The sequence below is a fragment of the Streptomyces sp. NPDC048434 genome, from assembly GCF_043200375.1.
In the GTDB taxonomy this organism is placed as follows: domain Bacteria; phylum Actinomycetota; class Actinomycetes; order Streptomycetales; family Streptomycetaceae; genus Streptomyces.
Genome location: NZ_JBICXQ010000014.1, coordinates 121,261 through 145,719, shown reverse-complemented (window position 1 = coordinate 145,719; position 24,459 = coordinate 121,261). Strand labels below are relative to the sequence as shown.

At 72.5% G+C, this 24,459-nt stretch carries 20 protein-coding genes and 1 pseudogene; 15 read left to right on the top strand and 6 right to left on the bottom strand.

Features of this window, described 5'->3' with window-relative positions; translation table 11 throughout:
- Positions 1-233 precede the first annotated feature (233 nt).
- From ACGFWI_RS18580 to ACGFWI_RS18535, 10 genes are all read left to right on the top strand, one after another.
- Positions 234-1,100 (top strand): amino acid ABC transporter permease, encoded by an 867-nt coding sequence (locus ACGFWI_RS18580; protein WP_393907040.1) that lies wholly within the window; start codon positions 234-236, stop codon positions 1,098-1,100.
- Positions 1,097-3,019: an FAD/NAD(P)-binding protein gene (locus ACGFWI_RS18575; RefSeq protein ID WP_393907039.1), complete on the top strand. Its 1,923-nt coding sequence runs from the start codon at positions 1,097-1,099 to the stop codon at positions 3,017-3,019. Before ACGFWI_RS18580 ends, ACGFWI_RS18575 begins: the two co-directional genes overlap by 4 nt.
- Positions 3,003-3,902, top strand: coding sequence for an amino acid ABC transporter permease (locus ACGFWI_RS18570; protein ID WP_393907038.1), 900 nt, complete (start codon positions 3,003-3,005; stop codon positions 3,900-3,902). Before ACGFWI_RS18575 ends, ACGFWI_RS18570 begins: the two co-directional genes overlap by 17 nt.
- Positions 3,899-4,669 (top strand): amino acid ABC transporter ATP-binding protein, encoded by a 771-nt coding sequence (locus ACGFWI_RS18565; RefSeq protein WP_393907037.1) that lies wholly within the window; start codon positions 3,899-3,901, stop codon positions 4,667-4,669. Before ACGFWI_RS18570 ends, ACGFWI_RS18565 begins: the two co-directional genes overlap by 4 nt.
- 20 nt (positions 4,670-4,689) lie before the next feature.
- Positions 4,690-5,667 (top strand): transporter substrate-binding domain-containing protein, encoded by a 978-nt coding sequence (locus ACGFWI_RS18560; RefSeq protein WP_393907097.1) that lies wholly within the window; start codon positions 4,690-4,692, stop codon positions 5,665-5,667.
- A 32-nt stretch (positions 5,668-5,699) separates the two neighbouring features.
- The gene (locus ACGFWI_RS18555) at positions 5,700-6,752 is read left to right on the top strand and encodes an LLM class flavin-dependent oxidoreductase (RefSeq protein ID WP_393907036.1); all 1,053 of its coding nucleotides are present in this window, start codon (positions 5,700-5,702) and stop codon (positions 6,750-6,752) included.
- The gene (locus ACGFWI_RS18550) at positions 6,752-8,089 is read left to right on the top strand and encodes an NtaA/DmoA family FMN-dependent monooxygenase (protein WP_393907035.1); all 1,338 of its coding nucleotides are present in this window, start codon (positions 6,752-6,754) and stop codon (positions 8,087-8,089) included. The genes ACGFWI_RS18555 and ACGFWI_RS18550 overlap by 1 nt, the downstream gene beginning before the upstream one ends.
- Before the next feature lie 472 nt (positions 8,090-8,561).
- Complete coding sequence (locus ACGFWI_RS18545; RefSeq protein WP_393907034.1) at positions 8,562-9,461, top strand: S1 family peptidase; 900 nt, start codon at positions 8,562-8,564, stop codon at positions 9,459-9,461.
- A gap of 227 nt (positions 9,462-9,688) precedes the next feature.
- Positions 9,689-10,621 (top strand): slipin family protein, encoded by a 933-nt coding sequence (locus tag ACGFWI_RS18540; protein WP_393907033.1) that lies wholly within the window; start codon positions 9,689-9,691, stop codon positions 10,619-10,621.
- A gap of 429 nt (positions 10,622-11,050) precedes the next feature.
- On the top strand, positions 11,051-12,127 hold the full coding sequence (locus tag ACGFWI_RS18535) for a S1 family peptidase (protein ID WP_393907032.1): 1,077 nt from the start codon (positions 11,051-11,053) through the stop codon (positions 12,125-12,127).
- Positions 12,128-12,273: 146 nt separating this feature from the next.
- On the opposite strand, the gene ACGFWI_RS18530 is transcribed toward ACGFWI_RS18535, so the two are convergent.
- Both ACGFWI_RS18530 and ACGFWI_RS18525 read right to left on the bottom strand, forming a co-directional pair.
- Positions 12,274-12,711: a subtilase-type protease inhibitor gene (locus ACGFWI_RS18530; RefSeq protein WP_393907031.1), complete on the bottom strand. Its 438-nt coding sequence runs from the start codon at positions 12,709-12,711 to the stop codon at positions 12,274-12,276.
- Between the two features lie 686 nt (positions 12,712-13,397).
- Positions 13,398-14,045 (bottom strand): annotated as a pseudogene (locus ACGFWI_RS18525) (TetR/AcrR family transcriptional regulator); the annotation flags it as partial.
- Positions 14,046-14,153: 108 nt separating this feature from the next.
- On the opposite strand from ACGFWI_RS18525, the gene ACGFWI_RS18520 reads away from it, so the two are divergent.
- Positions 14,154-14,924, top strand: a complete 771-nt coding sequence (locus ACGFWI_RS18520) for an SDR family NAD(P)-dependent oxidoreductase (protein ID WP_393907030.1) — start codon at positions 14,154-14,156, stop codon at positions 14,922-14,924.
- Positions 14,925-15,032: 108 nt separating this feature from the next.
- On the opposite strand, the gene ACGFWI_RS18515 is transcribed toward ACGFWI_RS18520, so the two are convergent.
- Complete coding sequence (locus ACGFWI_RS18515; RefSeq protein WP_393907029.1) at positions 15,033-15,356, bottom strand: nuclear transport factor 2 family protein; 324 nt, start codon at positions 15,354-15,356, stop codon at positions 15,033-15,035.
- On the bottom strand, positions 15,353-16,387 hold the full coding sequence (locus tag ACGFWI_RS18510) for a DUF3533 domain-containing protein (RefSeq protein ID WP_393907028.1): 1,035 nt from the start codon (positions 16,385-16,387) through the stop codon (positions 15,353-15,355). Before ACGFWI_RS18510 ends, ACGFWI_RS18515 begins: the two co-directional genes overlap by 4 nt.
- A 234-nt stretch (positions 16,388-16,621) precedes the next feature.
- Here ACGFWI_RS18510 and ACGFWI_RS18505 point away from each other — a divergent pair, with 234 nt between their 5' ends.
- Positions 16,622-20,212 (top strand): DNA polymerase III subunit alpha, encoded by a 3,591-nt coding sequence (locus ACGFWI_RS18505; RefSeq protein WP_393907027.1) that lies wholly within the window; start codon positions 16,622-16,624, stop codon positions 20,210-20,212.
- Positions 20,209-21,306 (top strand): helix-hairpin-helix domain-containing protein, encoded by a 1,098-nt coding sequence (locus tag ACGFWI_RS18500; RefSeq protein ID WP_393907026.1) that lies wholly within the window; start codon positions 20,209-20,211, stop codon positions 21,304-21,306. Before ACGFWI_RS18505 ends, ACGFWI_RS18500 begins: the two co-directional genes overlap by 4 nt.
- A 24-nt stretch (positions 21,307-21,330) precedes the next feature.
- On the opposite strand, the gene ACGFWI_RS18495 is transcribed toward ACGFWI_RS18500, so the two are convergent.
- Positions 21,331-21,978: a pyridoxamine 5'-phosphate oxidase family protein gene (locus tag ACGFWI_RS18495; RefSeq protein WP_393907025.1), complete on the bottom strand. Its 648-nt coding sequence runs from the start codon at positions 21,976-21,978 to the stop codon at positions 21,331-21,333.
- Positions 21,979-22,276: 298 nt separating this feature from the next.
- On the opposite strand from ACGFWI_RS18495, the gene ACGFWI_RS18490 reads away from it, so the two are divergent.
- Positions 22,277-23,131, top strand: coding sequence for an esterase/lipase family protein (locus ACGFWI_RS18490; RefSeq protein WP_393907024.1), 855 nt, complete (start codon positions 22,277-22,279; stop codon positions 23,129-23,131).
- Positions 23,132-23,201: 70 nt separating this feature from the next.
- On the opposite strand, the gene ACGFWI_RS18485 is transcribed toward ACGFWI_RS18490, so the two are convergent.
- The gene (locus tag ACGFWI_RS18485) at positions 23,202-23,789 is read right to left on the bottom strand and encodes a TetR/AcrR family transcriptional regulator (RefSeq protein ID WP_393907023.1); all 588 of its coding nucleotides are present in this window, start codon (positions 23,787-23,789) and stop codon (positions 23,202-23,204) included.
- A 77-nt stretch (positions 23,790-23,866) separates the two neighbouring features.
- Between ACGFWI_RS18485 and ACGFWI_RS18480 the strand changes: the two genes are divergently transcribed.
- Positions 23,867-24,349 (top strand): SRPBCC family protein, encoded by a 483-nt coding sequence (locus ACGFWI_RS18480; protein ID WP_393907022.1) that lies wholly within the window; start codon positions 23,867-23,869, stop codon positions 24,347-24,349.
- The last annotated feature ends 110 nt before the right edge of the window (positions 24,350-24,459 follow it).

Genomic DNA, 24,459 nt, shown 5'->3' with positions numbered 1-24,459 from the left:
TGTGGTCGCGGGTGACCAGCCGCTGCCAGAGATACATGCGACTAAGTGGAACAGGCATCCGTTTCCGCGTCAACCATGAAGTGATCCACGGCTCACAGTTCGGACGGCCTTGACAGCGAGGCGTGTTCACCTCATAACCTCAAGGGCCGGTCGTGCTGAGGGGCACGGCCCGTTCCGCCTGTGTGAAGGCGCTCCACTCCCGTGCTCGCTCTCGGCATCCACGGAGCCTTCGCATGCCTTCCGACACCCTCGCCGCTCACCCCGAATCCGCCGCGGCTCCCCCCGATGACACGGACCGCACCGTCCCCCGGGTCGTGCCGCGCCGCCGCACCGGCCAGTGGGCCGCGGCCGCCGCCGTCCTCGCCCTGCTGGTCCCGGCCGTCCTCTCCGTCGCACGCAATGACGCCTTCCAGTGGGACGTGGTCGCCGACTACTTCCTGACCACCGCCGTACTGCGCGGCCTGGGGCTCACCCTCTGGCTGACCGTGCTCGTCATGGCGCTGGGCTTCGTACTGGGCACCCTGCTCGCGACGATGCGGCTGTCCGCCAACCCCGTGCTGCGCGGCGTCAGCTGGGGGTACGTCTGGCTCTTCCGGTCGATGCCGGTCCTGGTGCAGCTGCTGTTCTGGTTCAACATCGGGGCGCTCTACCCGACGATCCTCGGCATCAAGACCGTCAACCTGCTCGGCCCGGTCACCATCGCGGTGGTCGGCCTCACCCTGCACGAGGCCGCCTACGCCGCCGAGGTGGTCCGCGGCGGCATCCTCTCCGTCGACAAGGGCCAGCTGGAGGCCGCTCAGTCGCTGGGGCTCGGCGCCTGGCGGCGGCTGCGCCGCATCGTGCTGCCGCAGGCGATGCGCGCCATCGTGCCGCCGGCCGGCAACATGCTGATCGGCACCCTCAAGGGCACCTCCATCGTCAGCGTCATCGCGGTCCAGGACCTGCTCTACTCCGTCCAGCTCGTCTACCACCGCACCTACCAGGTCGTCCCGCTGCTGCTGGTCGCCACCCTGTGGTACGTCGTGGTCACCTCCGTGCTCGGCGTCGGCCAGTACTACCTGGAGCGGCACTACGCCCGCGGTACGGCCGGTGCCCGATGAGGCCGGATCTGGGTGCGCCGGCGCGGCCGTCCGTCGTGATCGTGGGGGCCGGGCCGCGCGGCACCGGACTGATCGAGCGGATCGCCGCCAACGCCCCCGAGCTTCTCGGCGACACGCCCCTCGACCTGCATCTCGTCGATCCCCATCCGCCGGGCGGCGGCCGTATCTGGCGCGCCGGCCAGTCGCCGCTGCTGTGGATGAACTCCACGGCCGAGGACGTCACCATGTTCACCGATGAGAGCGTCGAACTGGACGGGCCGGTGCGGCCCGGCCCCTCGCTCGCCGAGTGGGCCCGCGCGGTGCGGGACGGTGAGATCCCCGTCGCTCCCGGACCGGCCGGCGGTCTCGCGGCGCTCGGGCCCCGCGACTTCGCCGGTCGGCGGCTGCAGAGCGCCTATCTGAGCTGGGTGTACGAGCGGTCGGTGGCCGCGCTGCCGCCGGCCGTCGCCGTCCATGAGCACCGGCAGCGGGCGGTACGGGTCTCGGGCTCGCGCGACGGGCGGCAGCAGGTGCATCTGGCGGGCCGCAGCTCACCGCTCCCCGCCGACCTCGTGGTGCTCACACTGGGGCATCTGGAGTCCGAACTCACCTCGGAACAGCGGGAGTTGACCGACTTCGCGAACCGGCACGATCTGACGTATCTGCCGCCGGCCTTCACCGCCGACAGCGAGCTGAGCGCACTGCGGCCCGGTGAGCCGGTGCTCGTCCGCGGCTTCGGGCTGGCCTTCGTCGATCTGATGGTGCTGCTGACCGAGGGCCGCGGCGGTACCTACACGACCGGCGCCGACGGGCAGCTCGTCTACCAGCCCTCGGGGCGCGAGCCCGTCCTGCACGTCGGGTCACGGCGCGGAGTGCCCTACCACTCCAAGATCGACTATGAACCGGACGGCGAACGGCCGCCGCTGCCCCGCTTCTTCGGGCCCGCGCAGGTCGATGCGCTGCTCGCCCGGCCCGAGGGGTTCGACTTCCGGCTCGATGTCTGGCCCTTGATCGACAAGGAGCTGGGCTTCGCCCACTACCACCGGCTGTTCACCGCCCATCCCGGGCGCACCCGGATGAACTGGCCGGACTTCGAGGAGAAGTACGCCGCCGCCGACCCCGGCAGCGCCGCACTCCAGGCCCTGGTCGGCGCCGCGGTCCCGGACCCCGCCGACCGCCTCGACCTGGATGCCCTGGACCATCCGCTGGACGGCCTGCGCTACCCCGACACCGAGGCGCTGCAGGAGGGGCTGCGCGGCTATATCGAGGCCGATCTGGCCCGCCGTCACGACCCCCTGCACAGCCCCGACCTGGCGGTCTTCCTCGCGCTGCTGTCGGTCTACGGCCAGCTGGTGCGGATCGGCGACCACGGCCCCTGGTGGCACGGCTTCTTCAGCTACCTCGCCTCCGGCCCGCCCGGCCCCCGGCTGCGGCAGCTGCTCGCGCTGTCCCGGGCCGGGGTGGTCCGCTTCCTCGGCGCCGGCACCACCGTCACCGCCGAGGCGGGGCGCGGGGTGTTCCGCGCGCGAAGCGCCAGTGTGCCGGGGGAGTCGGTCGAGGCACGGGCGTTGGTGGAGGCGCGATTGCCGGCGGCGACCGTCGAGCACACCCGCGACGCCCTGCTGCGCGCCCTGTACGCCGACGGCGCGGCCACGACACCCACCGGGCTGCTGGCGGTGGCCGCCGCCGACGCCCGGATCCTGGACCGGGCCGGCCGCCCGCACCCGCGCCGCTTCGCCCTCGGCCCGCACACCGACGCCCGCTCCGGCGGCGCCTTCGCCCGGCCCCGTACCAACGCACCCGCCTTCCGGCAGAACGACGCCACCGCGCGGGCGCTGCTCACCTTCCTGCGGGACCGGGCCGCCCCGCCCGTTCCCGTCACCGTCCCCGCCTCCGGCACCGCACCCACCCCCGAGGACTCCCATGCCGCTGACCTATGACCCACCCCTGGAACGGACCGCACCCGAGCGGGCCGGACCCTCCCCTACGGACGACCCGGCGGCCCTGAAGGTCGTGCCCGTACGCCACCCCTGGCGCTGGGCCGCGATCGTGGTGACGGCGGTGCTGATCGCCCAGTTCGTGCACGGCCTGATCACCAACCCGGCATGGGAATGGGGGGTGTTCGCCCAGTTCTTCACCGCTGAGACGGTGCTCAAGGCGGTCTGGACCACCCTTCAGCTCACCGTCTACGGCACCGCCCTCGGCTTTGCGCTGGGCATCGTGCTGGCCTTCATGCGGCTGTCCGCGAGCCCCTTCCTGCGATGGGTCGCCTTCGGCTACATCTGGGCCTTCCGCTCCATCCCGCTGATCGTCCAGCTGCTGTTCTGGTTCAACCTCGCCTATCTCTACAAGCGCCTGGACTTCGGTATCCCCTTCGGCCCCGGCTTCTTCCACTTCGACACCATGGGCCTGGTCGGTGCGATGGGCGCGGCGGTGCTCGGGCTGGCGCTGCACCAGGCCGCGTACGCCGCCGAGATCGTCCGCGGCGGGGTGCTCGCCGTGGACGGCGGACAGCTGGAGGCGGCCGCCGCGCTCGGCATCCCCCGGCTGCGGCAGCTGCGCCGCATCGTGCTGCCGCAGGCGGCCCGCTCGATCCTGCCGAACGCGACCAACGAGGTCATCTCCCTCTTCAAGGGCACCTCGATCGTCTCCGTCATGGCGATCGGCGAACTCTTCTACCAGGTCCAGGTCATCTACGGACGGAACGGCAGGGTCGTGCCCCTGCTGATGGTCGCCACCGCCTGGTACATCCTCCTGACCACCGTGCTCTCCGTCCTCCAGCACTACGTCGAACGTCACTTCTCCAAGGGAGCCACCCGATGAGCGCGCAGGGCGCCATGGTCGACATCCGCTCGGTCCACAAGAGCTTCGGCTCACTCGATGTGCTCAACGGGGTGGACCTCGAGGTCCGCACCGGCGAGGTCACGGTCGTCCTGGGCCCGTCCGGCTCCGGCAAGTCCACCCTGCTGCGCACCATCAACCACCTGGAGAAGGTCGACAGCGGCTCGGTGAGCGTGGACGGCGCGCTGGTGGGCTACAAGCGGTCCGGGGACAAGCTCTACGAGCTGCGCGAACGCGAGATCCTCAAGCAGCGCACCGAGATCGGCTTCGTCTTCCAGAACTTCCACCTCTTCCCGCATCTGACCGTGCTGGAGAACATCACCGAGGCACCCGTCGCCGCGCTCCGCCGCCCGAAGAAGGACGCCGAGAAGACCGCGCGGGCGCTGCTCGCCCGGGTCGGGCTGGCCGGCAAGGCGGACGCCTATCCCAGGACGCTCTCCGGCGGCCAGCAGCAGCGCGTCGCCATCGCCCGTGCGCTCGCCCTGGAACCCAAGCTGCTGCTCTTCGACGAGCCGACCTCCGCGCTCGATCCGGAGCTGGTCGGCGAAGTCCTCGATGTCATCAAGGACTTGGCGCACCAGGGCACCACGATGATCGTCGTCACCCATGAGATCGGCTTCGCCCGCGAGGTGGCCGACACCGTCGTCTTCATGGACGACGGACGGATCGTCGAGCAGGGCCCGCCCGGCGAGGTCCTCGACCGTCCGCGCCATGAGCGCACCAAGTCCTTTCTCGCCAAGGTCCTTTGAACATGAGGAGTCATCCGTTGATCCGCCGCCGCACCCTGACCGCCGCCCTTGTGCTCGCCGCCGGCTCCGTGGCGCTCACCGCCTGCGGCGGCACCGCCGCGTCGGGCGGGAGCAACGTGAATGCCGCCGCCGGAGGCCGGGGGCCGAAGATCAATATCGGTCCCGACCAGCACCGGGTCCATGGCGCCAAGGACCCGCGGAGCGCCGCGCTGGTGCCCGCCAGGGTCCGGAAGACCGGTGTGCTGCGGATCGGTGTGGGCGCCGAGTCCAGTCCGCCGCTGAGCTTCTACGCCACCGATGACAAGACCCTCATCGGTGTCGAGGAGGACATCGCCACCCTCGTCGCCGACACCCTCGGCCTCACACCCCGCTTCGACCCGCTGTCCTGGGAGAACCTCTTCGTCGGCCTGGACAGCGGCAAGCTCGACGCGGTCTTCGCCAATGTCACGGTCACCGAGGAGCGCAAGGAGAAGTACGACTTCGCCACCTACCGGCTCGACCAGCTGGCCATGGAAGCCAAGAAGGGCAGCGGCTGGAAGGTGCGGGGCGCCAAGGACGTCGCGGGGAAGACCATCGCGGTGGGCACCGGCACCAACCAGGAGAAGATCCTGGTCGACTGGAGCAAGGAGAACGAGAAGGCCGGCCGCAAACCGGTCGACATCAAGTACTTCCAGAAGCCCTCCGACACCTACCTCGCGCTCCAATCGGGCCGTATCGACGGCTACTTCGGCCCGAACCCGACCGCCGCGTACCACGTGAACACCGCGGGGCAGACGGAGATCACCGGCACCTTCTCCGGTGGCGGCGACCGCGTCCAGGGCAAGATCGCCGCCACCACCAAGAAGGGCAGCGGCCTGGTCAAGGCCTATGCCGCCGCCCTGCGGAAGGTCATCGACAACGGCCGCTACGGCAAGGTGCTGGCGCGCTGGGGGCTGACCGGAGAGCACCTGAAGACCTCGCAGATCAATCCGCCCGGCCTGCCCAGGACCGCCGGCTGACCGGCGCCCGGCGCAGAAAGGAAGCCCCGCCCATGTCCCTGCCCCCACGCCCCCTGCATCTGGCCGTCGCGCTGGACGCCCCGCAACAACGCCCCGACGACCCGGCCCCCTACGACGCGGCGCACTTCGTGGCGCTCGCCCGGCTCGCCGAGCGCGGCACCCTCGACTTCGTCACCCTCGGCGACAGCTTCGCCCGCCCCGGACTCGACGCGCTCGCCGTACTGGCCCGGGTCGCGCCCGCCACGGAACAGATCGGCCTGGTGCCCACCGTCAGCACCACCCACACCGAGCCGTTCCATGTCTCCACCGCCGTCTCCACCCTGGACTGGGTCAGCCGCGGCCGGGCCGGCTGGTCCGTCGAGGTGTCCACCACCGAGGCCGAGGCCGCGCTCTTCGGCCGCCGGAGCGCGGCGCCGCCCGCCGAGGTCTGGCGCGAGGCCGGTGAGGTCGCCGATGTCGCCGCCCGGCTGTGGGACAGCTGGGAGGACGACGCGGAGATCCGCGACCGGGCGACCGGCCGCTTCATCGACCGGGACAAGCTCCACCGCGTCGACTTCACCGGCAGCTCCTTCTCCGTCCGCGGCCCCTCCATCGTGCCCCGGCCCCCGCAGGGCCGGCCGGTCATCGTCGTCGAGGTGGGCGCGGCGGGGGAGGACGCCGCGGCGCCGGCGGACCGGACCGCCGGGGAGGTGGCCGCCGCCCATGCCGATGTCGCGCTGGTCCGTGCGGAGGATCCGGGGACCGCCGGTGCCATTCGCGCCGAACTGCGCGCCCGCGCCCGTGCACACGGCCGGGACCCCGACCGTCTGCTCGTCCTCGCCTCGCTGCCGGTCGAGCTGGACAGCCCGGCCGACGCCGTGGGGCTCGCCGACCTGATCGGCGACTGGCACGCCGACGGCGCCGCCGACGGCTTCCACCTGCGGCCCGCCGACCCGGCGCGCGACCTCGCGCGGCTCGTCGACGGCACCGTCCCCGTGCTCCGGCACCGCGGCCTGCTGCGCCGCTTCCACCCCGGTACCACGCTCCGCGAGCGCCTCGGACTGCCGCGCCCCGCCAACCGCTATGCCGCCCGAGAGGCCTCCTGATGTCCCCGACCGAACCGGACTCTCCGGCCCGCAAGCAGATCCATCTGGCCGCGCACTTCCCCGGCGTCAACAACACCACCGTCTGGGCGGACGCCCGGTCGGAGAGCCAGATCGCCTTCTCCTCCTTCGAGCATCTGGCCCGCACCGCCGAGCGCGGACTGTTCGACTTCTTCTTCCTGGCCGAGGGGCTGCGGCTGCGCGAGCACAAGGGCCGCATCCACGACCTCGACGTGGTCGGCCGGCCCGAGTCGCTCACCGTGCTCAATGCGCTGGCAGCGGTCACCGAGCGGCTGGGCCTGGCCGCCACGGTCAACGCCACCTTCAACGAACCCTATGAACTGGCCCGCAGGCTCGCCTCCCTCGACCACCTCAGCGGCGGCCGGGCGGCCTGGAACGTCGTCACCACCTCCGACGCCTTCACCGGCGAGAACTTCCGCCGCGGCGGCTACCTCGACCGTGCCGACCGCTACACCCGCGCCGCCGAATTCGTCGCCACGGCACGCGAGTTGTGGGACTCCTGGACGGACGACGGGCGGCCCCGTCCGGTCGACCACCACGGTGCGCACTTCACCGTCCGCGGGGAGTTCACCGTGCCGCGCAGCCCGCAGGGCCACCCCGTCGTCATCCAGGCGGGGGACTCGCCCGAAGGGCGGGAGTTCGCCGCTTCCGCCGCCGACATCATCTTCACCCGGCACAGCGGGCCGGAGGCCGGCCGCGCCTTCTACGCCGACGTCAAGGGCCGGCTCGCGGCGTACGGCCGGCAGCCCGGCGACCTCAAGATCATGCCGGGGGTCACCTTCGTCCTCGGCGACACCGCGGCCGAGGCCCAGGAGCACGCCGCCGAGATCCGCGGGCAGCAGGTCTCCCCGCAGAACGCGCTGCTGGCGGCGGAGCAGATCTGGGGCGTGGACCTGTCCTCGTACGACCCCGACGGGCCGCTCCCGGACATCGACCCGGACCCGGGCAGCGAGCTGGCGCAGGGCCGCGTCAGGATCACCGATCCGCAGGCGGTGGCCGACAAGTGGCGGGCGCTGTCGCAGGCCAAGGGCCTGTCCCTGCGGGAGACGGTCATCGAGACCACCGGCCGGCAGTCCTTCATCGGCACACCGGAGGCCGTCGCGGCGGAGATGGACACCTTTGTGCAGACCGACGCCGCCGACGGCTTCATCCTGGTGCCCCATCTGACCCCCGGTGGTCTGGACGCGTTCGTCGACCGGGTCGTACCGCTCCTCCAGGAGCGCGGCGTCCACCGCACCGAGTACGCCGGCACGACGCTGCGCTCCCACCTGGGGCTGCCGGAGCCCGCACACCCCGCAGCGAAGGGCCGACGGCCATGACCACCCCCGCCCACCAGGAAGCGCAGGACGGGCACACCGGGCGCCTGGCCACCGTGTCCCCGCCGTACGGCCGCTCGCCTGGGCCAATACCCACCGGCCAGCCGGTGGCAGGCACGTTCCGGCCCGGCGAGGGCACCGGCCCCGACGGTGCACGGGTGGTGCACCGGCCGGGGTGTGGAACCGCATCGTCCGCTGATCCGTCCCAGCCCTGACCGAGGGGGTCAGCGCCGCCCCGGCAGCCTTTAACGAGGCTGCCGGGGCGGAGTGTTGGGGGCTCCGGCACGGTGACACCCGTGTATCCGGCACAAGTCTTTCGGGTGGCCCTCTTGCGCTGCGGGGGTGGTGCGCCCGAAACTCCGCTCAGCGCTTGTCAGGGGCACGCTGAAAATGAACGTGCGGATTCCCGCGTGCCCTTCGGCTGCGCCTCACGGGCTGCCCACCGGCGGCCCCCCGATCCCCCTCGGAGGAATCAGTGAGGAACGAGCGCACCACCCCCCGCAGCGGCGTAGCGAGACGCACCCGGCTGATCGCCGTCGCGTCCGGACTGGTGGCCGTCGGCGCCATCGCCATGCCGACCGCCAACGCACAGGACCCCGCCCCCGCAAGGACGTTCAGCGCCACCCAGCTCACCGCCGTCGGCAAGGCGGTGCGCACCGCGGACGTCGCGGGCACCGCCTGGCGGATCGACAGCAAGACCCACACCCTGGTCGTCACCGCCGACCGCACGGTCTCCCAGGCCGGGGTAGCCAAGATCGAGCAGGCCGCGGGCGGCAACGCCGATGCGGTCCGTATCGACCGCATCGCGGGCACCTTCCGCAAGTTCATCTCCGGCGGCGACCCCATCTACGCCCCCAGCTGGCGCTGCTCGCTGGGCTTCAACGTCCGCAGCGGCAGCACCTACTACGCCCTGACCGCCGGGCACTGCACCGACGGCAACCCGCCGTGGACCACCAGCTCCGGCGCCAGTATCGGCCCGACCGCGGGCAGCAGCTTCCCCGGCAACGACTACGGCATCATCAAGTACACCGGCTCGGTGTCCCACGGGGGCACCGTCGGCAGCCAGGACATCACCAGCGCCGCCACCCCCTCCGTCGGCCAGTCGGTCACCCGCCGGGGCTCCACCACCGGTATCCACAGCGGCAAGGTCACCGCGCTGAACGCCACCGTCAACTACGGCGGCGGTGACGTCGTCTCCGGACTCATCCAGACCACCGTCTGCGCCGAGCCCGGCGACAGCGGCGGCCCGCTCTACTCCGGGAGCACGGCGCTGGGCCTGACCTCCGGCGGCAGCGGCGACTGCACCTCCGGCGGCACCACGTTCTTCCAGCCCGTCACCGAGGCACTGAGCGCCTACGGCGTGAGCGTCTACTGACGCCGGCCGGCTGACTTCCGTACGGACGGCCCCGGTGCGCACCGGGGCCCGCACGGAGGGACACCTGCACCGATCGCCGGGCCCGGGTCCGGCGCTACAAGGGCCCCCGTCCGCCGGCGGACGGGGGCCCGGGCGCGCCCGGCGCCGGCCTCGACCGCCTTCCCGGGCCGGGCATACCATGGAAACAACGCGATTCGGACGTGTACGGCACATTTCAGGGAGCCGTGATGGTCGAAGAACTGGTGACGGCCGGGGTGGCGCTGGCCTCCGTGGGTGCCGTGTATGTCGTGGCCGCGGCGCGGGTGGTCAAGCAGTACGAGCGGGGTGTGGTGCTCCGGCTGGGGCGGCTGGCCTCCGAGGTGCGCGGGCCGGGATTCACCATGATCGTTCCGGGCGTCGACCGGATGCGCAAGGTCAATATGCAGATCGTCACGATGCCGGTGCCCGCCCAGGAAGGCATCACCCGGGACAATGTGACCGTCCGGGTCGACGCGGTCGTCTATTTCAAGGTCGTGGACGCCGCCGACGCGGTCATCCGGGTCGAGGACTACCGCTTCGCGGTCTCGCAGATGGCACAGACCTCACTGCGGTCGATCATCGGCAAGAGCGAGCTGGACGACCTGCTGTCGAACCGGGAGAAGCTCAACCAGGGCCTGGAGCTGATGATGGACAGCCCGGCCATCGGCTGGGGGGTGACCGTCGACCGGGTGGAGATCAAGGACGTCTCGCTGCCGGAGACGATGAAGCGGTCGATGGCCCGCCAGGCCGAGGCGACCCGGGACCGTCGCGCCCGCGTGATCAACGCCGACGCCGAGCTGCAGGCCTCGAAGAAGCTGGCCGAGGCGGCCGAGGCGATGTCCGACCAGCCCGCGGCGCTGCAACTGCGACTGCTGCAGACCGTGGTGGCGGTCGCCGCCGAGAAGAACTCCACCCTCGTCCTGCCGTTCCCCGTGGAGCTGCTGCGGTTCCTGGAGCGCTCCGGGCTGCAGGCCCAGGCGCAGACCGCGGCGGCCGAAGCGGAGCGGGGTGCCGCACAGCCGCCGGGCGGCCCGGCCGCGAAGCCCGGGTCCTCGCGCTCGCGTGCGGCCGTCGAGACCGGCGAGGGGGGCCCGCTGCCGCCGGAGCTGGAGGATCTCCCGGAGGCGGAGGAGCTGCCGTAGCGACGGTGTGCGCTAAGTCCTTGATGTCCGCCTGATCGCCGTACGTGCCTGTTGATGTGGGTACTTATGGCGATCTCTGCTGTGCGGGGGCCGGTTCCCGGCCGCCGATTTCCGGCCAGCTATAGTCCTCACACGTTGCCGTCCGTCGAGCGCCTCGCGCGCCTGCTGATGTCCGCACTCGAGACCGAGGTGTGCGGGCATCGGTGTGACCGTCGTGTGGTGAATCCGTGAACTCCCATATGTGAGACCGGAACTCGGTCTTGTGCGCGAGTGAGGCGGATGGGAATACTCGGCTCCGCGCATTGGCATGGACGCAACTCCCCCAGTACCCGCTCGTCGGGCGAATCCGTTCCTGCCCTGATTCCTCACTCTCCGGGCCCGTGCAACTCCCCACAGTTTCCGGGCCCTTCCCCCCACGGAGGCTCCGAGTTGAAGCACCGTCGCATACCCAACCGACGCGCCGTCGTCGCAGGTGCGGGAGCCCTTGCGCTCGCCGCCACCGCCACTGTCACCCTCGCCAACGCCAATGCGTCCCAGGGTCCCGCGCCCACCCCGGCGCTCGCCAAGCTGACCTCCGCCGCGGCGTCCACCCTGGCCTCTCACCTCAAGGCGGACACGGCCGGTGCGTTCTATGACGCCAAGGCCAAGAAGCTCGTGGTCAACGTCGTGAACAAGGCCGCGGCCCGCGCCGTACGGGCAAAGGGGGCGGAAGCCAGACTTGTCGCCCATACCTTCGCCCAGCTCGACTCGGCCCGGCAGACGCTGAAGTCGAAGGCGACCATCCCCGGCACGTCCTGGGGCATCGACCCGCAGAGCAACAAGGTCGTGGTGACCGCCGACCGCACGGTCAAGGGCACCAAGCTGGACCGGCTCACCAAGGTCGCCAAGAGCCTCGGCGACAAGGTCGAGATGCGCCACAGCAAGGGTGAGTTCAAACCCTTCATCGGCGGCGGCGACGCGATCTGGGGGAGCGGCGCCCGCTGCTCGCTCGGCTTCAACGTCGTCAAGGACGGCCAGCCGTACTTCCTGACGGCCGGCCACTGCGGCAACGAGATCAAGAGCTGGTCCGACAAGCAGGGCGGCTCGGCGATCGCGACCACCGAGGACTCCAAGTTCCCGGGCGACGACTACTCCCTCGCCAAGTACACGGGCGACACCGCGCACCCGAGCGAGGTCGACCTCTACAACGGCAGCACGCAGAAGATCACCAAGGCCGCGGAGGCCACCGTCGGTGAGAAGGTGCAGCGCAGCGGCAGCACCACCCAGGTGCACGACGGCACCGTCAAGGCGCTGAACGCCAGCGTCAACTACCAGGAGGGCACGGTCGACGGTCTGATCCAGACGGATGTCTGCGCCGAGCCCGGTGACAGCGGTGGCGCGCTCTTCGACGGCGACGCCGCGATCGGCCTCACCTCCGGCGGCAGCGGTGACTGCTCCGCCGGCGGCGAAACCTTCTTCCAGCCGGTCCCGGAGGCCCTGAAGGCCTACGGCGCGGAGATCGGCTGACCCGCGGCGCACCGCACCGCCCGGCGCCCGGCGCCGGCTCCGGGACGCGCTCGACGTCCGGGGACGGCGCCGGCCCGCGGTGCCTGCCGCACGCGACGGTCCCCGGGCACCACTCTCCGGTGCCCGGGGACCTGCAGCCGCTCCGGTCAGAATTCGAAGACCGCGTCGCTGTCGTTGTTCATCGCACAGGGGTTGGCGAAGGTGTAGGTGTACGAGACCCGCTTGCCCTGCCACACACCGTCCGCGGTGACCACGATGGGGGCCCACTCCTTGGTGCACAGGCGGTCCGACGCAGTGGTGGTCACCGCGTTGAAGTCACCTGCCACCGCGCGCAGTTGGGCGCAGGCGGATTTCGGGTTCGGGTGGCTTCCAGTCGCCACCGGCATACAGCTGAGCGTCACCGCGCGCTGCACCGTGGCGGTCGCACGGCTTTCGCCCTGGCCCATCGTCAGCACCAGTTCCGTCGGGGCGTAGAGGCCACCGGTCCGCGTCGGCTGCGCCGGGGCGGCGGCCTGTGCGGTGGTGGCCAGCGTGCCCAGAACCAGCGCCGCGCCAAGCGCGACAGCCCCAGTGATGTACCGCATGACGAACACTCCCTTGCTCGAAGGTGCAGATACCGGACGGGAGTCTGGCCCAACCGCATCCCGAAAGCATCCTGAGTGAGCACAAGGCGATCGCTTTGAGTCATTAGCTGAAAGCTGAGAGTAATGGCGCGAACGGGCCGGGGGTGGTGCGGGGCGGTCGGGTGAAAAGGGGGTGCGGCCAGCGGGGATGCTGTGCCGGTCATGCCCGTGGCAAGGGTCGCCCGGACCCGGAAGAAAGGAATCCGGCCGCCGACCGGCCGTTCGGGCGGGTTTCGATCTCCGGCGATTGGCTGAAGAGGGGGGCCGGAGGCGCCCTCCGTGCAGCCCGGCGCGCCCGCCGAGGTAAGAACCGGCCATCGGTCGCTCGCCTTACCGGCGCGGCGCCTGCCGTCTTGGCGGCGCGCTGCCTTACCGGTGTGGCGCCCGCTGCCGGCCCGTCGCCCGCTGTCTTGTCGGCCCCGGCCCGCCGCCTTGCCGGCCCCGGGCCCCGGCTGTCGCGCCGTTCCAGGCCCGCCGCCGACATGCTCGGCGCGCTCCCTGCCGCCTTTGCCGCGCTACCGCCCCCGGTGCGTACCGCCGCTCCGGTGCCTACCGCTGCCCGGGTCCGTCCCGCTGCCCCGGTGCGTACCGCCGCCCGGGTCCGTCCCACCCCCGCCCGGCCCCTCCCCGCCCTCGTGGCCGTGCGCCCCGTCGAGCTGCGGCAGCCCGGCCGTCAGTGCCCGCATGCACCGGGCTACCAGCGCGGCGGGCCCCTGCGGCCCGTCCGGCGCCCCGTCTCCCGCCGCCCACTCCTCCATCGCGACCCGCGTCGCGGTATTCGCGGCGGCCGCGGCCAGCCGTACCTCCAGCGGTCCCGCGCCGGTCAGCCGTGCCAGGGCCGGCACCAGTGCCTCCTCGGTGTCGTGGTGCACCCGATGCCAGACCGCGCGCAGCGCGGGATCGCCCGGCATCGCCCGCAGCAGTCCCCGGGTGCAGCGCAGCGCCTCCGCGGCCGGTTCGTCGGCGGGCGTCAGCGACCGGCGGGCGGTCCGCTCCAGCACCTCGCGTACGGGGGGTGCGTCCGGCCCGGCCGAGGGGGCGGCCAGCTCGTCGATCCACTGCCGCACTCCGACGGCGAGCAGCGGTGCCACCGCGTCCTCTTTGGTGCGGAAGTAGCGGTAGAAGGTGCGCAGCGCGACCCCCGAGGCGCGGGCGATGTCGTCGGCGGTGACGGCGGTGCCGTGCTCCGCGAACAGGGCCGCCGCGGTACGGGCGATCTCCAGCTGGGTCTCGGCCTTGCGCCGCTCGGTGAGCGAGGGGCGGGGGAGCGGCGCGGGGCGGCGTGCGGTCGGCATGGCCTCAGCTTACGGAGCGCCGTGCCGTATCGGCACGTCAGGCGAAAGTGGCACGTTGTGCCATGCAGGCGTACGGTGCGCGGATACCTTCAAGAACGGAGCTGGAGCATGAACCGCTTTGACGGCCGCCGCATCCTGATCACCGGAGCCGGCTCGGGCATCGGCCGGGCCACCGTCCACCGGATCCTCGCCGAGGGCGGCCGGGTGGTGGCTGCGGACCTCGACGCGGCGGGTCTGCAGGTCACCGCCGACCGTGCGGCCGAGGAGGGCACCGCCGGGCGGCTGGCGACCACGGTGCTGGACATAGCCGACGAGGCGGCGGTCCGCACCGCCGTCGCCGCCGCGGTGGCCGGTCTCGGCGGCCTGGACGTCCTGGTCAACGCGGCTGGCATCCTGCGCTCCTCGCACACCCACGAGACCAGCCTGGACGACTTCAACCAGGTCATCTCGGTCAACCTGACCGGCACGTTCCTGATGATCCGTGAGTCGCTGCCCGCGCTCCTGGAAGGCCGGGCGCCGGTCGTGGTCAACTTCAGCTCCACCAGCGCCTCGTTCGCGCATCCGTACATGTCGGCGTACGCGGCGAGCAAGGGCGGCATCCAGTCCATGACGCACGCCATCGCGAGCGAGTACGGCAAGCAGGGGCTGCGCGCGGTGTGCGTGGCGCCGGGCTCCATCGCCAGCGGCATGACCAGCGGCCGTGGCCCGGGGCTGCCCGAGGACGCCGATATGAGCCTGTTCACCAAGCTCACCCCGGCCATCGGTGAGGGCTTCGCCGGCCCGGAGACGGTCGCGGGTGTCATCGCGATGCTCGCCTCGCGGGACGGTGCGTTCATCACCGGCACGGAGATCCGGATCGACGGCGGAACGCATATGTGAGCCAGGGCTCGTGGACGGAAACCCGGCCGGGTTTCCCCGCGCCCTCCCGTACAGGGGCCGTACGCCCTGCCGGACGTCAGGCCTGCCGGACGTCCCGTCCGCCGGACGTCACGCCTGGCCGGTTTCGAACCGGCTCACCTTCCCGTCCTCCACCGTGAACCGCCAGCGGGTACGCATCTCGCCCCAGGTGTCGTTGCGGTAGTCCGCCACGAGGGACAGCCCCTCATGCGACTCGGACTGCACGTCCAGGTGTCCCCGGGTGGTGAAGATCTCCCGCTCGCACCACTCGCGCAGATCCCGGTCGGACCCGTCGTCGGACATGGTGGCGTCCGGGGTGAGGGCGGCGAAGAACGCCTGCTCGTCATTGCTGTTGACGGCCGTGACCAGGGCCCGTACCGCGGGGTGGGACAGCCGGTTGGCGGAGATGGTCATGAGGAGGTCTCGCCCTTCTTGCGGAAGATCGAAAGTGCCAGGGTGATCAAGGTGCCGCCCACCGCCCAGGCGGACAGCACCAGGAGCGGGCCGGTGACCGCGTTGCCGCGGAAGTAGGCGAGGGAGCGCGCGGCCCAGGTGCCCGCCCCCGGAGGGAGGGCGGGACCCAGGGCACGCCAGAACGGCGGCAGCATCGGATAGGGGTAGGCGCCGCCCGCGCTCGGGTTGCCGAGGACGACGATCAGCAGGATCGCCAGGCCGATGCCGATGATGCCCAGCAGGGCCTGGCAGGCCAGGGTCGTGGCACCCACCGCGAAGACGACCAGGGCGCCCAGTCCCCACAGCCCGAAGAAGGTGCCGGGCAGCGCACCGAGGACCGGTCCGACGATGATCGCGCCGGCCAGCCCGGCGGCGATCGCGAACAGGGCGAGCGCGGCCAGCCGGATGACCGCCCGGTGCCCGTTGGAGGGACGCGCCCCGGCGCTGATCGCGAGGATCGCGGCGCACAGATAGCCGCCGACGCACCAGCCGACGACGAGGTAGAAGGACGACAGGCTGCGGCTGTCGCCCAGGGCCGCCGGGGTCACATCCACCGTGCGTACGGTGCGGTGCTCGGCCTTCTCCGCCGAGCGGACGACCAGTTCGACCGCCTGGGCGAGGGAGGCGCCACCGCCGCCGGCCACCAGCAGCCGGTCGGTGCTGCCGTGCGGGTCGACGAGCAGTGCGCCGTCGATCGTCCGGTCCGCGAGCTGCCGGCGCGCGGCCTGTTCGGAGGGCAGTGCGCGCGGGTCCAGGGGAGAGCCGGGCAGCCGGTCCAGTGTGTCCACCGGTTTCCCGCCGGCCTGCGCGGGGGCGACGACGCCGAACGGGACATCGGCCGGCCTGGGGTGGTGGAAGGCGCCGGTGTACGACGTGATGAACGCGATCATCAGCCCCAGCACCCCGAGCACCAGCAGCGAGGCATGGGGTGTCACCGCGCTCTTCACCTCCCTGAGGAAGGTGGTGCGGGTGCCGTCGTCCGTCGTGGCCATGCGGTCGCTCCTCGCCACACTTCCGGCTGCCGGTCCGGTGCTTTTGGTGCTTTCGCTCCGCTATCTTCCGGTCGGTGGTGGGGGTGTGCAGAGCGGGTGGGGCTGATCGGCGGATGGTGCGAGGGCGCCCCCGGGCGCGCCTTCGTACGAATGTTCGATGAGCGGGTTATGGTGGAGAGGAGGAACGGGGGACACAGGGTCAGCCGGGGGGCGGATGAGGTACAGGAGGTGCGGATGCTCGGGTTCACGCATCTGCACACCGCTTCGGGGTTCTCCCTGCGCTATGGCGCCTCCCATCCGGAGCGGCTCGCCGAGCGCGCCGCCGAACGCGGGATGGACGCCCTCGCACTGACCGACCGGGACGGGCTCTCCGGGGCCGTACGGTTCGCCAAGGCCGCCGCCGAGGCCGGAATCCGCCCGCTGTTCGGCACCGAACTCGCCGTGGCGGAGCGCGCGTCGGGACCCGCGGCCGGCACCGCCACCGCGCGGCGACGCACCCCGGTGCGCGGCGGCGCCTTCCTCGACGAGTCCGCCGCCCGCGCCGTCTTCCTGGCCCGCGACGGAGCGGCCGGCTGGGCCGCCCTGTGCCGGCTGGTCTCTGCCGCCCACGCCGGCCGGGCCGAGCAGCCCGTTCTCCCGTGGAGCTCCCTGGAATCCGCCACGGACGGGCTGACCGTGCTGCTCGGGCCGGACTCCGAGGTCGGCCGGGCGCTGGCGGCCGGCCGCCCCGACCGCGCCGCCCGGCTCCTCGCTCCCTGGCGTGAGCTGTACGGCGAGGCACTGCGCCTGGAGGTCGTCGACCACGGGCGGCCCGGCAGCGGCCCCGGCTCCCCGCGGCTGGCCGCCCGCACCCTCGGCTTCGCCGTCGACCAGGGCGTCCGCGCCGTCCTGACCAACGCGGTCCGCTATGCCGACCCCGGCCAGGGGCCGGTCGCCGACGTCCTGGACTCCGCCCGTCGTCTGGTGCCGGTGGACCGGCGCCGGCCCGAGGCCTGGGACAGCGGCGAGCGCTGGCTCAAGGACGCCGCCACGATGAGCCACACCGCCGAGCGGATCGCCGAGGCGGCCGGATACCGGCGCGACCTGGCCCACCGGCTGCTCACCATGACCGAGGAGACCGCCGGCGCGTGTCTGGTCGACCCGCAGGACGACATCGGGCTCGGCCGTGTCCACTTCCCCGAACCGCGGCTGGTCGGCGCGGGCCACCGCACCGCCGCCCGGGTGCTGCGCTCGCGCTGCGCCGCCGGGATGGTGCTGCGCGGCTACGACCGCGACCGCGGGCGCTGGGCGCGGCTGCACGACGAGCTGCGCACGATCGAACGGCTCGGCTACCCCTCGTACTTCCTGACGGTCGCTCAGGTCGTGGACGACATAAGGGAGATGGGTGTCCGGGTCGCGGCCCGCGGATCCGGCGCCGGGTCCCTGGTCAACCACCTCCTCGGCATCGCACACGCCGACCCGGTCGAGCACGGGCTGCTGATGGAGCGCTTCTTGTCCGAGCGCCGGGCGGCGCTGCCGGACATCGATATCGATGTCGAGTCCGCCCGCCGACTGGAGGTCTACCGCGCGATCTTCGACCGCTTCGGCGCCGAGCGGGTCGCCACGGTCTCGATGCCCGAGACCTACCGCGTACGGCACGCCGTACGGGACGTGGGCGCCGCCCTGGGCATGGACCCGGCGCAGGTGGACCGGCTGGCCAAGGCCTTCCCGCACATCCGCGCCCGCGATGCGCGGGCGGCGCTGGCCGAGCTGCCGGAGCTGCGCGGGGTGCGGGAGGCCGGCGGTGAGCAGCTGTGGCAGCTGGTCGAGGCGCTGGACGCGCTGCCGCGCGGGATCGCCATGCACCCGTGCGGGGTGCTGCTCTCCGATGCCACGCTGCTGGACCGTACGCCGGTCGTCCCGACCAGCGGCGAGGGCTTCGCGATGTCCCAGTTCGACAAGGAGGACGTGGAGGACCTGGGGCTGCTCAAGCTCGATGTGCTGGGCGTACGGATGCAGTCCGCGATGGCGCATGCGGTCGCCGAGATCAGCCGGACCGGCGGGCGCCGGATCGATCTCGACGACCCCGCGCAGGTGCCGCCCGGCGACCGGGCGACCTACGACCTGATCCGCTCGACCGAGACGCTCGGCTGCTTCCAGATCGAGTCGCCGGGCCAGCGCGACCTGGTCGGCAGGCTGCAGCCCGCCACCTTCCACGACCTGGTGGTCGATATCTCGCTGTTCCGGCCGGGGCCGGTCGCCGCCGATATGGTGCGGCCCTTCATCGAGGCCCGGCACGGCCGTCAGCCGGTCCGCTATCCGCACCCGGACCTGGAGGAACCGCTGCGCGAGACCTACGGGGTGGTGGTGTTCCACGAGCAGATCATCGAGCTGTTGCGGATCATGACGGGCTGCGCACGGGACGAGGCGGACGAGAAGCGGCGTGCGCTGTCGCATCCGGAGCTGCAGGGCAGGCTCCGTGCCTGGTTCGCGCAGCGCGCCGAGGGGCGTGGTTACTCGTCCGAAGTCATCGCGCGCACCTGGGAGATCGTCGAGGCCTTCGGCTCGTACGGCTTCTGCAAGGCGCATGCGGTGGCCTTCGCGGTGCCCACCTACCAGTCCGCCTGGCTCAAGGCGCACCACCCCGCGGCCTTCTACGCCGGACTGCTCACCCATGACCCCGGGATGTACCCGAAGCGGCTGCTGCTCGCGGATGCGCGGCGGCGCGGGGTGCCGGTGCTGCCGCTGGATGTGAACCGGTCGGCGGTCGCCCATCGGATCGAACTGGTGTCCGGTTCCGGTGCCGGCGGACCCCGCTCCGGCGCGGTCTGGGGGCTACGGCTCGCGCTCTGCGATGTGCACGGCATGAGCGAGGCCGAGGCGCGGCGGATCGCGGCCGGGCAGCCCTACCACTCCCTTCAGGACCTGTGGCAGCGGGCCAGGCCGAGCCGCCCGGTGGCCGAACGCCTCGCCCGGGTGGGCGCGTTGGACGCCTTCGGCGCGAACCGGCGGGACCTGCTGCTGTACCTCGCCGAGCTGCACCACCAGGGGCGGCAGGCGTCCGGTGGTCAGCTGACGCTGCCGTCCGGGGCCCTCGACGCCGCGGGCACGGAGCGGGCGGCGCCGGCCGATCCGGTCGAGCCCGCGGGGCTGCCCGACCTCAGCGAGGTCGAACGGCTCAGTGCCGAGCTGGGCGTCCTCGGCATGGACACCTCCCGCCATCTGATGGCCGACCACCGGGAGTTCCTCGCCGAGCTGGGCGCGCTGCCGGCCCGGCTGCTGCGAAGCGCCCGGCACGGCGAGACGGTGCTGGTCGCCGGCGCCAAGGCGGCCACCCAGACACCGCCGGTCCGCTCCGGCCGCCGGGTCATCTTCACCACCCTCGACGACAGCACGGGACTGGTCGACTGCGCCTTCTTCGATGACAGCCACGAGGCGTGCGCACACACGATTTTCCACTCCTGGCTGCTGCTGGTGCGCGGTACGGTCCAGCGGCGCGGTCCGCGCAGCCTCAGTGTGGTCGGCGCCGCCGCCTGGAACCTCGCCGAGCTGGCCGAACTCCGCCGTGAGGGCGGGCTGGAGGCGGTCGCCGCCCGGCTCGCGACGGGACCGGAGGAGCCGGACGAGGCGGCGGCCGGTACGGACGACGGGCCGGCCGGGCCGGGCAAGAAGCCGGGGGAGGGACCCGCGACGGACCGGGAGCCCGAGCCGGCCGCCGCCCCCGGCCGCACCATCCGGCTGGAGACCGGCTATGAGCTGCACCCGTGGGCCGACCTCCAGCCCCCGGGCGAACGCGCCGCCACCGGCCGTAAGCTGTGGCACTCCAGCCCGGGGAGCGCGGGATGACCGCCGCGCCGAGGCCGCCCGCCGCACCGCCGGAGCCCCCCGGCGCCCCGCGGCGGCCGAGCCTGCTCCACGTACGGTTCCGGACCGCCGACGACACCCCCGTGAGCGCCGGACGGTTCGAGCAACTGCTGCGGCTCCTGGCGCAGTTCACCCCGGTGATCGAGGCGCTGCCGCCGGACGCCGCGCTGGCGGATGTGCGCGGTGCGCTGCGCTACTTCGACCGGGACGCGGCGGGCATCGCCGAGCTGGTGCGGGTGCGCGCGCTGGCCTGGCACGGCGTACGGTGCACGATCGGGATCGGCGCCAACCCGCTGCTCGCCCGGATGGCGGCTCAGGGCGCGGCGCCCGGGGAGATCCGGGCCGTCCCCGATGACACCGAAGCCGTCGCCGCGTTCCTCGGCCGCCGGCCGGCCTCGGCGCTGCACGGCGTCGGCCCGGCGACCGCGCGCGCCCTGTGTGCGTACGGGCTCGACAGCGTCGGCCGGATCGCTGCCGCACCGCCCGCGACCCTGCAGCGGATCCTCGGCGCGAAGACCGGCCGCGTCGTGTACGAGCGGGCCCGCGGTATCGACCCGACGCCGGTGACGCCCAACGCCGCGGCCCGCTCGATGGGCGCGGAACACCGCTTCGTCCACGATGAGCTGGACCCGGCCAGGCGCCGCCGGGCGCTGCTCTCACTCGCCGACGAGCTCGGTGCCCGGATGCGCGCGAGCGGGCAGGTGGCCCGTGCGCTCACCCTCACCGTCCGCTACGCCGACCGCTCCACCACGACCCGTACCCGGCGGCTGGACGGGCCGACCGCGCACGGGCCCGCGCTGACCGGGGCGGCCTACGCGCTGCATGCCGCGCTCGGACTGCAGCGCGCGCGGGTACGGTCCGTGGCGCTGCGCGCGGAGGACCTGTGCCGTGCCGAACTCGCCGCGCGGCAGCTGACCTTCGACCCGTCCGACGACAAGGCGCACCGCATCGAGGCGGCCGTCGACCGGGCCAGGGCGCGCTTCGGTGCCTGGAGCGTACGGCCCGCGGCGACCCTCGGCCGTACGCTCCCGCCCCCGGGCGCCAAGCCGCTCGGCCCCGGGGCCGCCCGGCCGTAACACCCCGGCCCCCGCGCCGCGGCCTCAGCCGTAGAGCTTCTCCGCATACCCCGGGCCGTAGTGCTGCTCCAGCTCCTCCAGCGCCCGGTCCTGCGCCTCGACACCCTTGACGATCCGGGCCCGCGAGGGCAGTGCGTCCGGCTGCCAGGTCTCCGGATTCCACAGCTCCGAGCGCAGGAACGCCTTGGAGCAGTGGTAGAAGACCTCCTCGACCGCCACCAGCAGCGCCAGCCGAGGGCGGTTGCCCTTGACGGTCAGCTCGTCGAAGAACGGGGCATCGCGCAGCAGCCGGGCGCGGCCGTTGATCCGCAGGGTGTCACCGCGCCCCGGGAGGAAGTAGTTCAGCCCGACCTGCGGATTGCCGAGGATGTTCACCATGCCGTCCAGGCGCTTGTTGCCGGGGCGGTCCGGGATCACGAGGGTGGTGTCGTCCAGGACATGGGTGAAGCCCGCGGGGTCGCCCTTGGGCGAGACATCGCACCGGCCCTGCGCATCCGCGGTGGCCATCACACAGAACGGTGAGCGGGCCAGCCACCGGCGGTCGAGATCGTGCAGCCGGTGCCGGGTCTTGTTGGCCGCATGGGAGCTGGGCTCCCCGATCAGCTCGCGCAGCTCCGCCTCCGAAGCGACCTCCACGACGCCGGTCACCTCCGTCGTACCTGCCGTCCCCATCGCTGTCCCCCTCATGTCACATCGCTGGTCAAGGCGTTGTCGACTGTACGGGACGGCTCCGGTGTCCGAGCCGGCCGCGACGTACACCACCGGGCGCAGGCACACAACCGGCGCTGCGCACCCCGGACGTCCGGTGAGGGTCATGTGTGGCTTCCTTCACCGTCACACCGCTGGTACACCGTGCTTACCCGGCCGTAACTTACTTGCCAGTCAACTGCATTGGCCCTTGCGATCCGGATCGCAGGTGAACGGCTCACCGAGCACTTCGGAGTCCCCCTCACCCCGCAAGGAGCATCGTATGAAGCTGCGCTGGTCAAGAACGCTCACCCTCCTCCCCGCCCTCGCCCTGGCCCTCGGTGTCACCACCACCGTGCCCGCCGCCGCCGACGCCCCCACCGTCCGCAGCGGCTGGAACAACTACTCCTGCAAGCCCTCCGCCGATCACCCGCGGCCGGTGGTCCTGGTACACGGCACCCTGGGCAACGCCATCGACAACTGGCTCGGCCTCGCGCCCTACTTGGTGGCCCGCGGCTACTGCGTCTTCTCCCTGGACTACGGGCAGCTGCCCGGCGTCCCGTTCTTCCACGGGCTGGGGCCGGTCGACGCCTCCGCCCAGCAGCTCGCCGACTACGTCGACCGGGTACTGGCCGCCACCGGCACCTCCAAGGTCGATCTCGTCGGCCACTCGCAGGGCGGCATGATGCCGCGGGTGTACATGAAGTTCCACGGTGGTGCGGGCAAGGTGAACGCGCTGGTCGGGCTGGCTCCCGACAACCACGGCACCGACCTGGACGGCCTGACCCGTCTGCTGCCCTACTTCCCCGGCGCCCAGCAGTACCTCGAAAAGCTGACCCCGGGACTGTCCGACCAGATGGTCGGGTCGGACATCCTCAACCGCCTCAACGACGGCGGCGACACCGTCCCCGGGGTGCACTACACCGTGATCTCGACCAAGTACGACGAGGTCGTCACCCCCTACCGGACCCAGTTCCTCAACGGCCCCGATGTGCACAACGTCGTGCTCCAGGACCTGTGCGCCGCCGACATCTCCGAGCATGTGGCCATCGGCCTCGTCGACCGCGTCGCCTTCCACGAGACGGCCAACGCGCTCGACCCGGCGCACGCCACCCCGACCACCTGCACGTCGGGCTGACCGGGAGCCGGTCCGGCCCGCCGCCCGCGCGGGGGCCGGACCGCGCTCCGTACGGGGCGGACGGCTTCCGTCAGGCGACGGCCAGCAGGGCGTCGGTGCACTGCTCCGCCAGATCCTCGGCGTGCGGGGGCAGCGGCGATCCGCCGCGCAGATGGCGGCGTACCAGCGACAGCGGGAGATCGATGACGGCGAGCGTCACCCGGTCCAGGCCCGGTCTGCCGTGCAGCCCCAGCGCCCCCGCGAGCGCCGCCACGGCCGCCCGTACCCGCATGTTCCCCTCCTCCGCGCGGAGCAGATGCTCGTCGGACCAGCCGTCCCGCCCGAAGTCATGGGCCCCGTACAGAAGCAGCGAGGCCTCCGCCGGGTGGGTGCGGCTCCACGCCACGATGTGCCGGGCGGCCGCCCGGCCTCCGGTGCGCGGGTCGTCCGACGATTCAAGGGCCTCGAAGTAGCCCTCTTGGAAGTCCTCGACGGTACGCAGCCACACCTCGGCGAGCAGTGCCGAGCGGCCGGCGAAGCGGTGGTAGAGCGAGCCGCTGGGTGCGCCGACGGCCGCCGCGACCGCGGACATGGTGACGCCCGAGGGTCCCGACTCGGCTGCCAGCCGTACGGCGGCGTCGAGGAGCTGCGACGTATCGAAGCGGGGTGGCCTGGCCATGTTCTAGAGGGTACTCTCCACTATATTGGAGACGTTCCTCTAGAACGAGGTGCTGACCAGGTACGGGAGGGGGCGCGATGGGCGTCTACAACGTGCACGAGAGGGTGCTGCCGGTGCCCCGGGCCGAGGCCGGGCTGCTGATCGACGGTCTGTCCGGCGACGCCGACCGGCTCTGGCCGCGCCGCGACTGGCCCCCGATGCTCTTCGACGGCCCGCTGGCGCCGGGCGCGGCCGGCGGCCACGGCCCGGTCCGCTACACCGTGGCGGCCCATGTCCCGGGCCAATGGGTGCGCTTCACCTTCAGCGCACCGCGCGGCTTCCACGGCTTCCACGAATTCACCGTCCACCCGCTCGGCCCGGACCGCACCCTGCTGCGCCACACCCTCGCCATGCACGCCCGCGGCCCGGCCCGGCTCAGCTGGCCACTGGCCTTCCGGCAGCTCCACGACGCGGCCCTGGAGGACAGCCTGGACCGCGCCGAACGCGCCTGCACGGGCACCGTCGCCCGGCCCGCCCGCTGGAGCCGCTACGTCCGGCTGCTGCGGCGGCTGACCGGCTGACCCGGTCTCGGCGGATCACCCGGCGCGGCGTCGGAGAGCAGCGCGCCGGGCCCGCGGGGTTCGGGGGCAGAAGGCCGGTCCGGCCGCCGGCGGCAGCGCACCGGCGCACA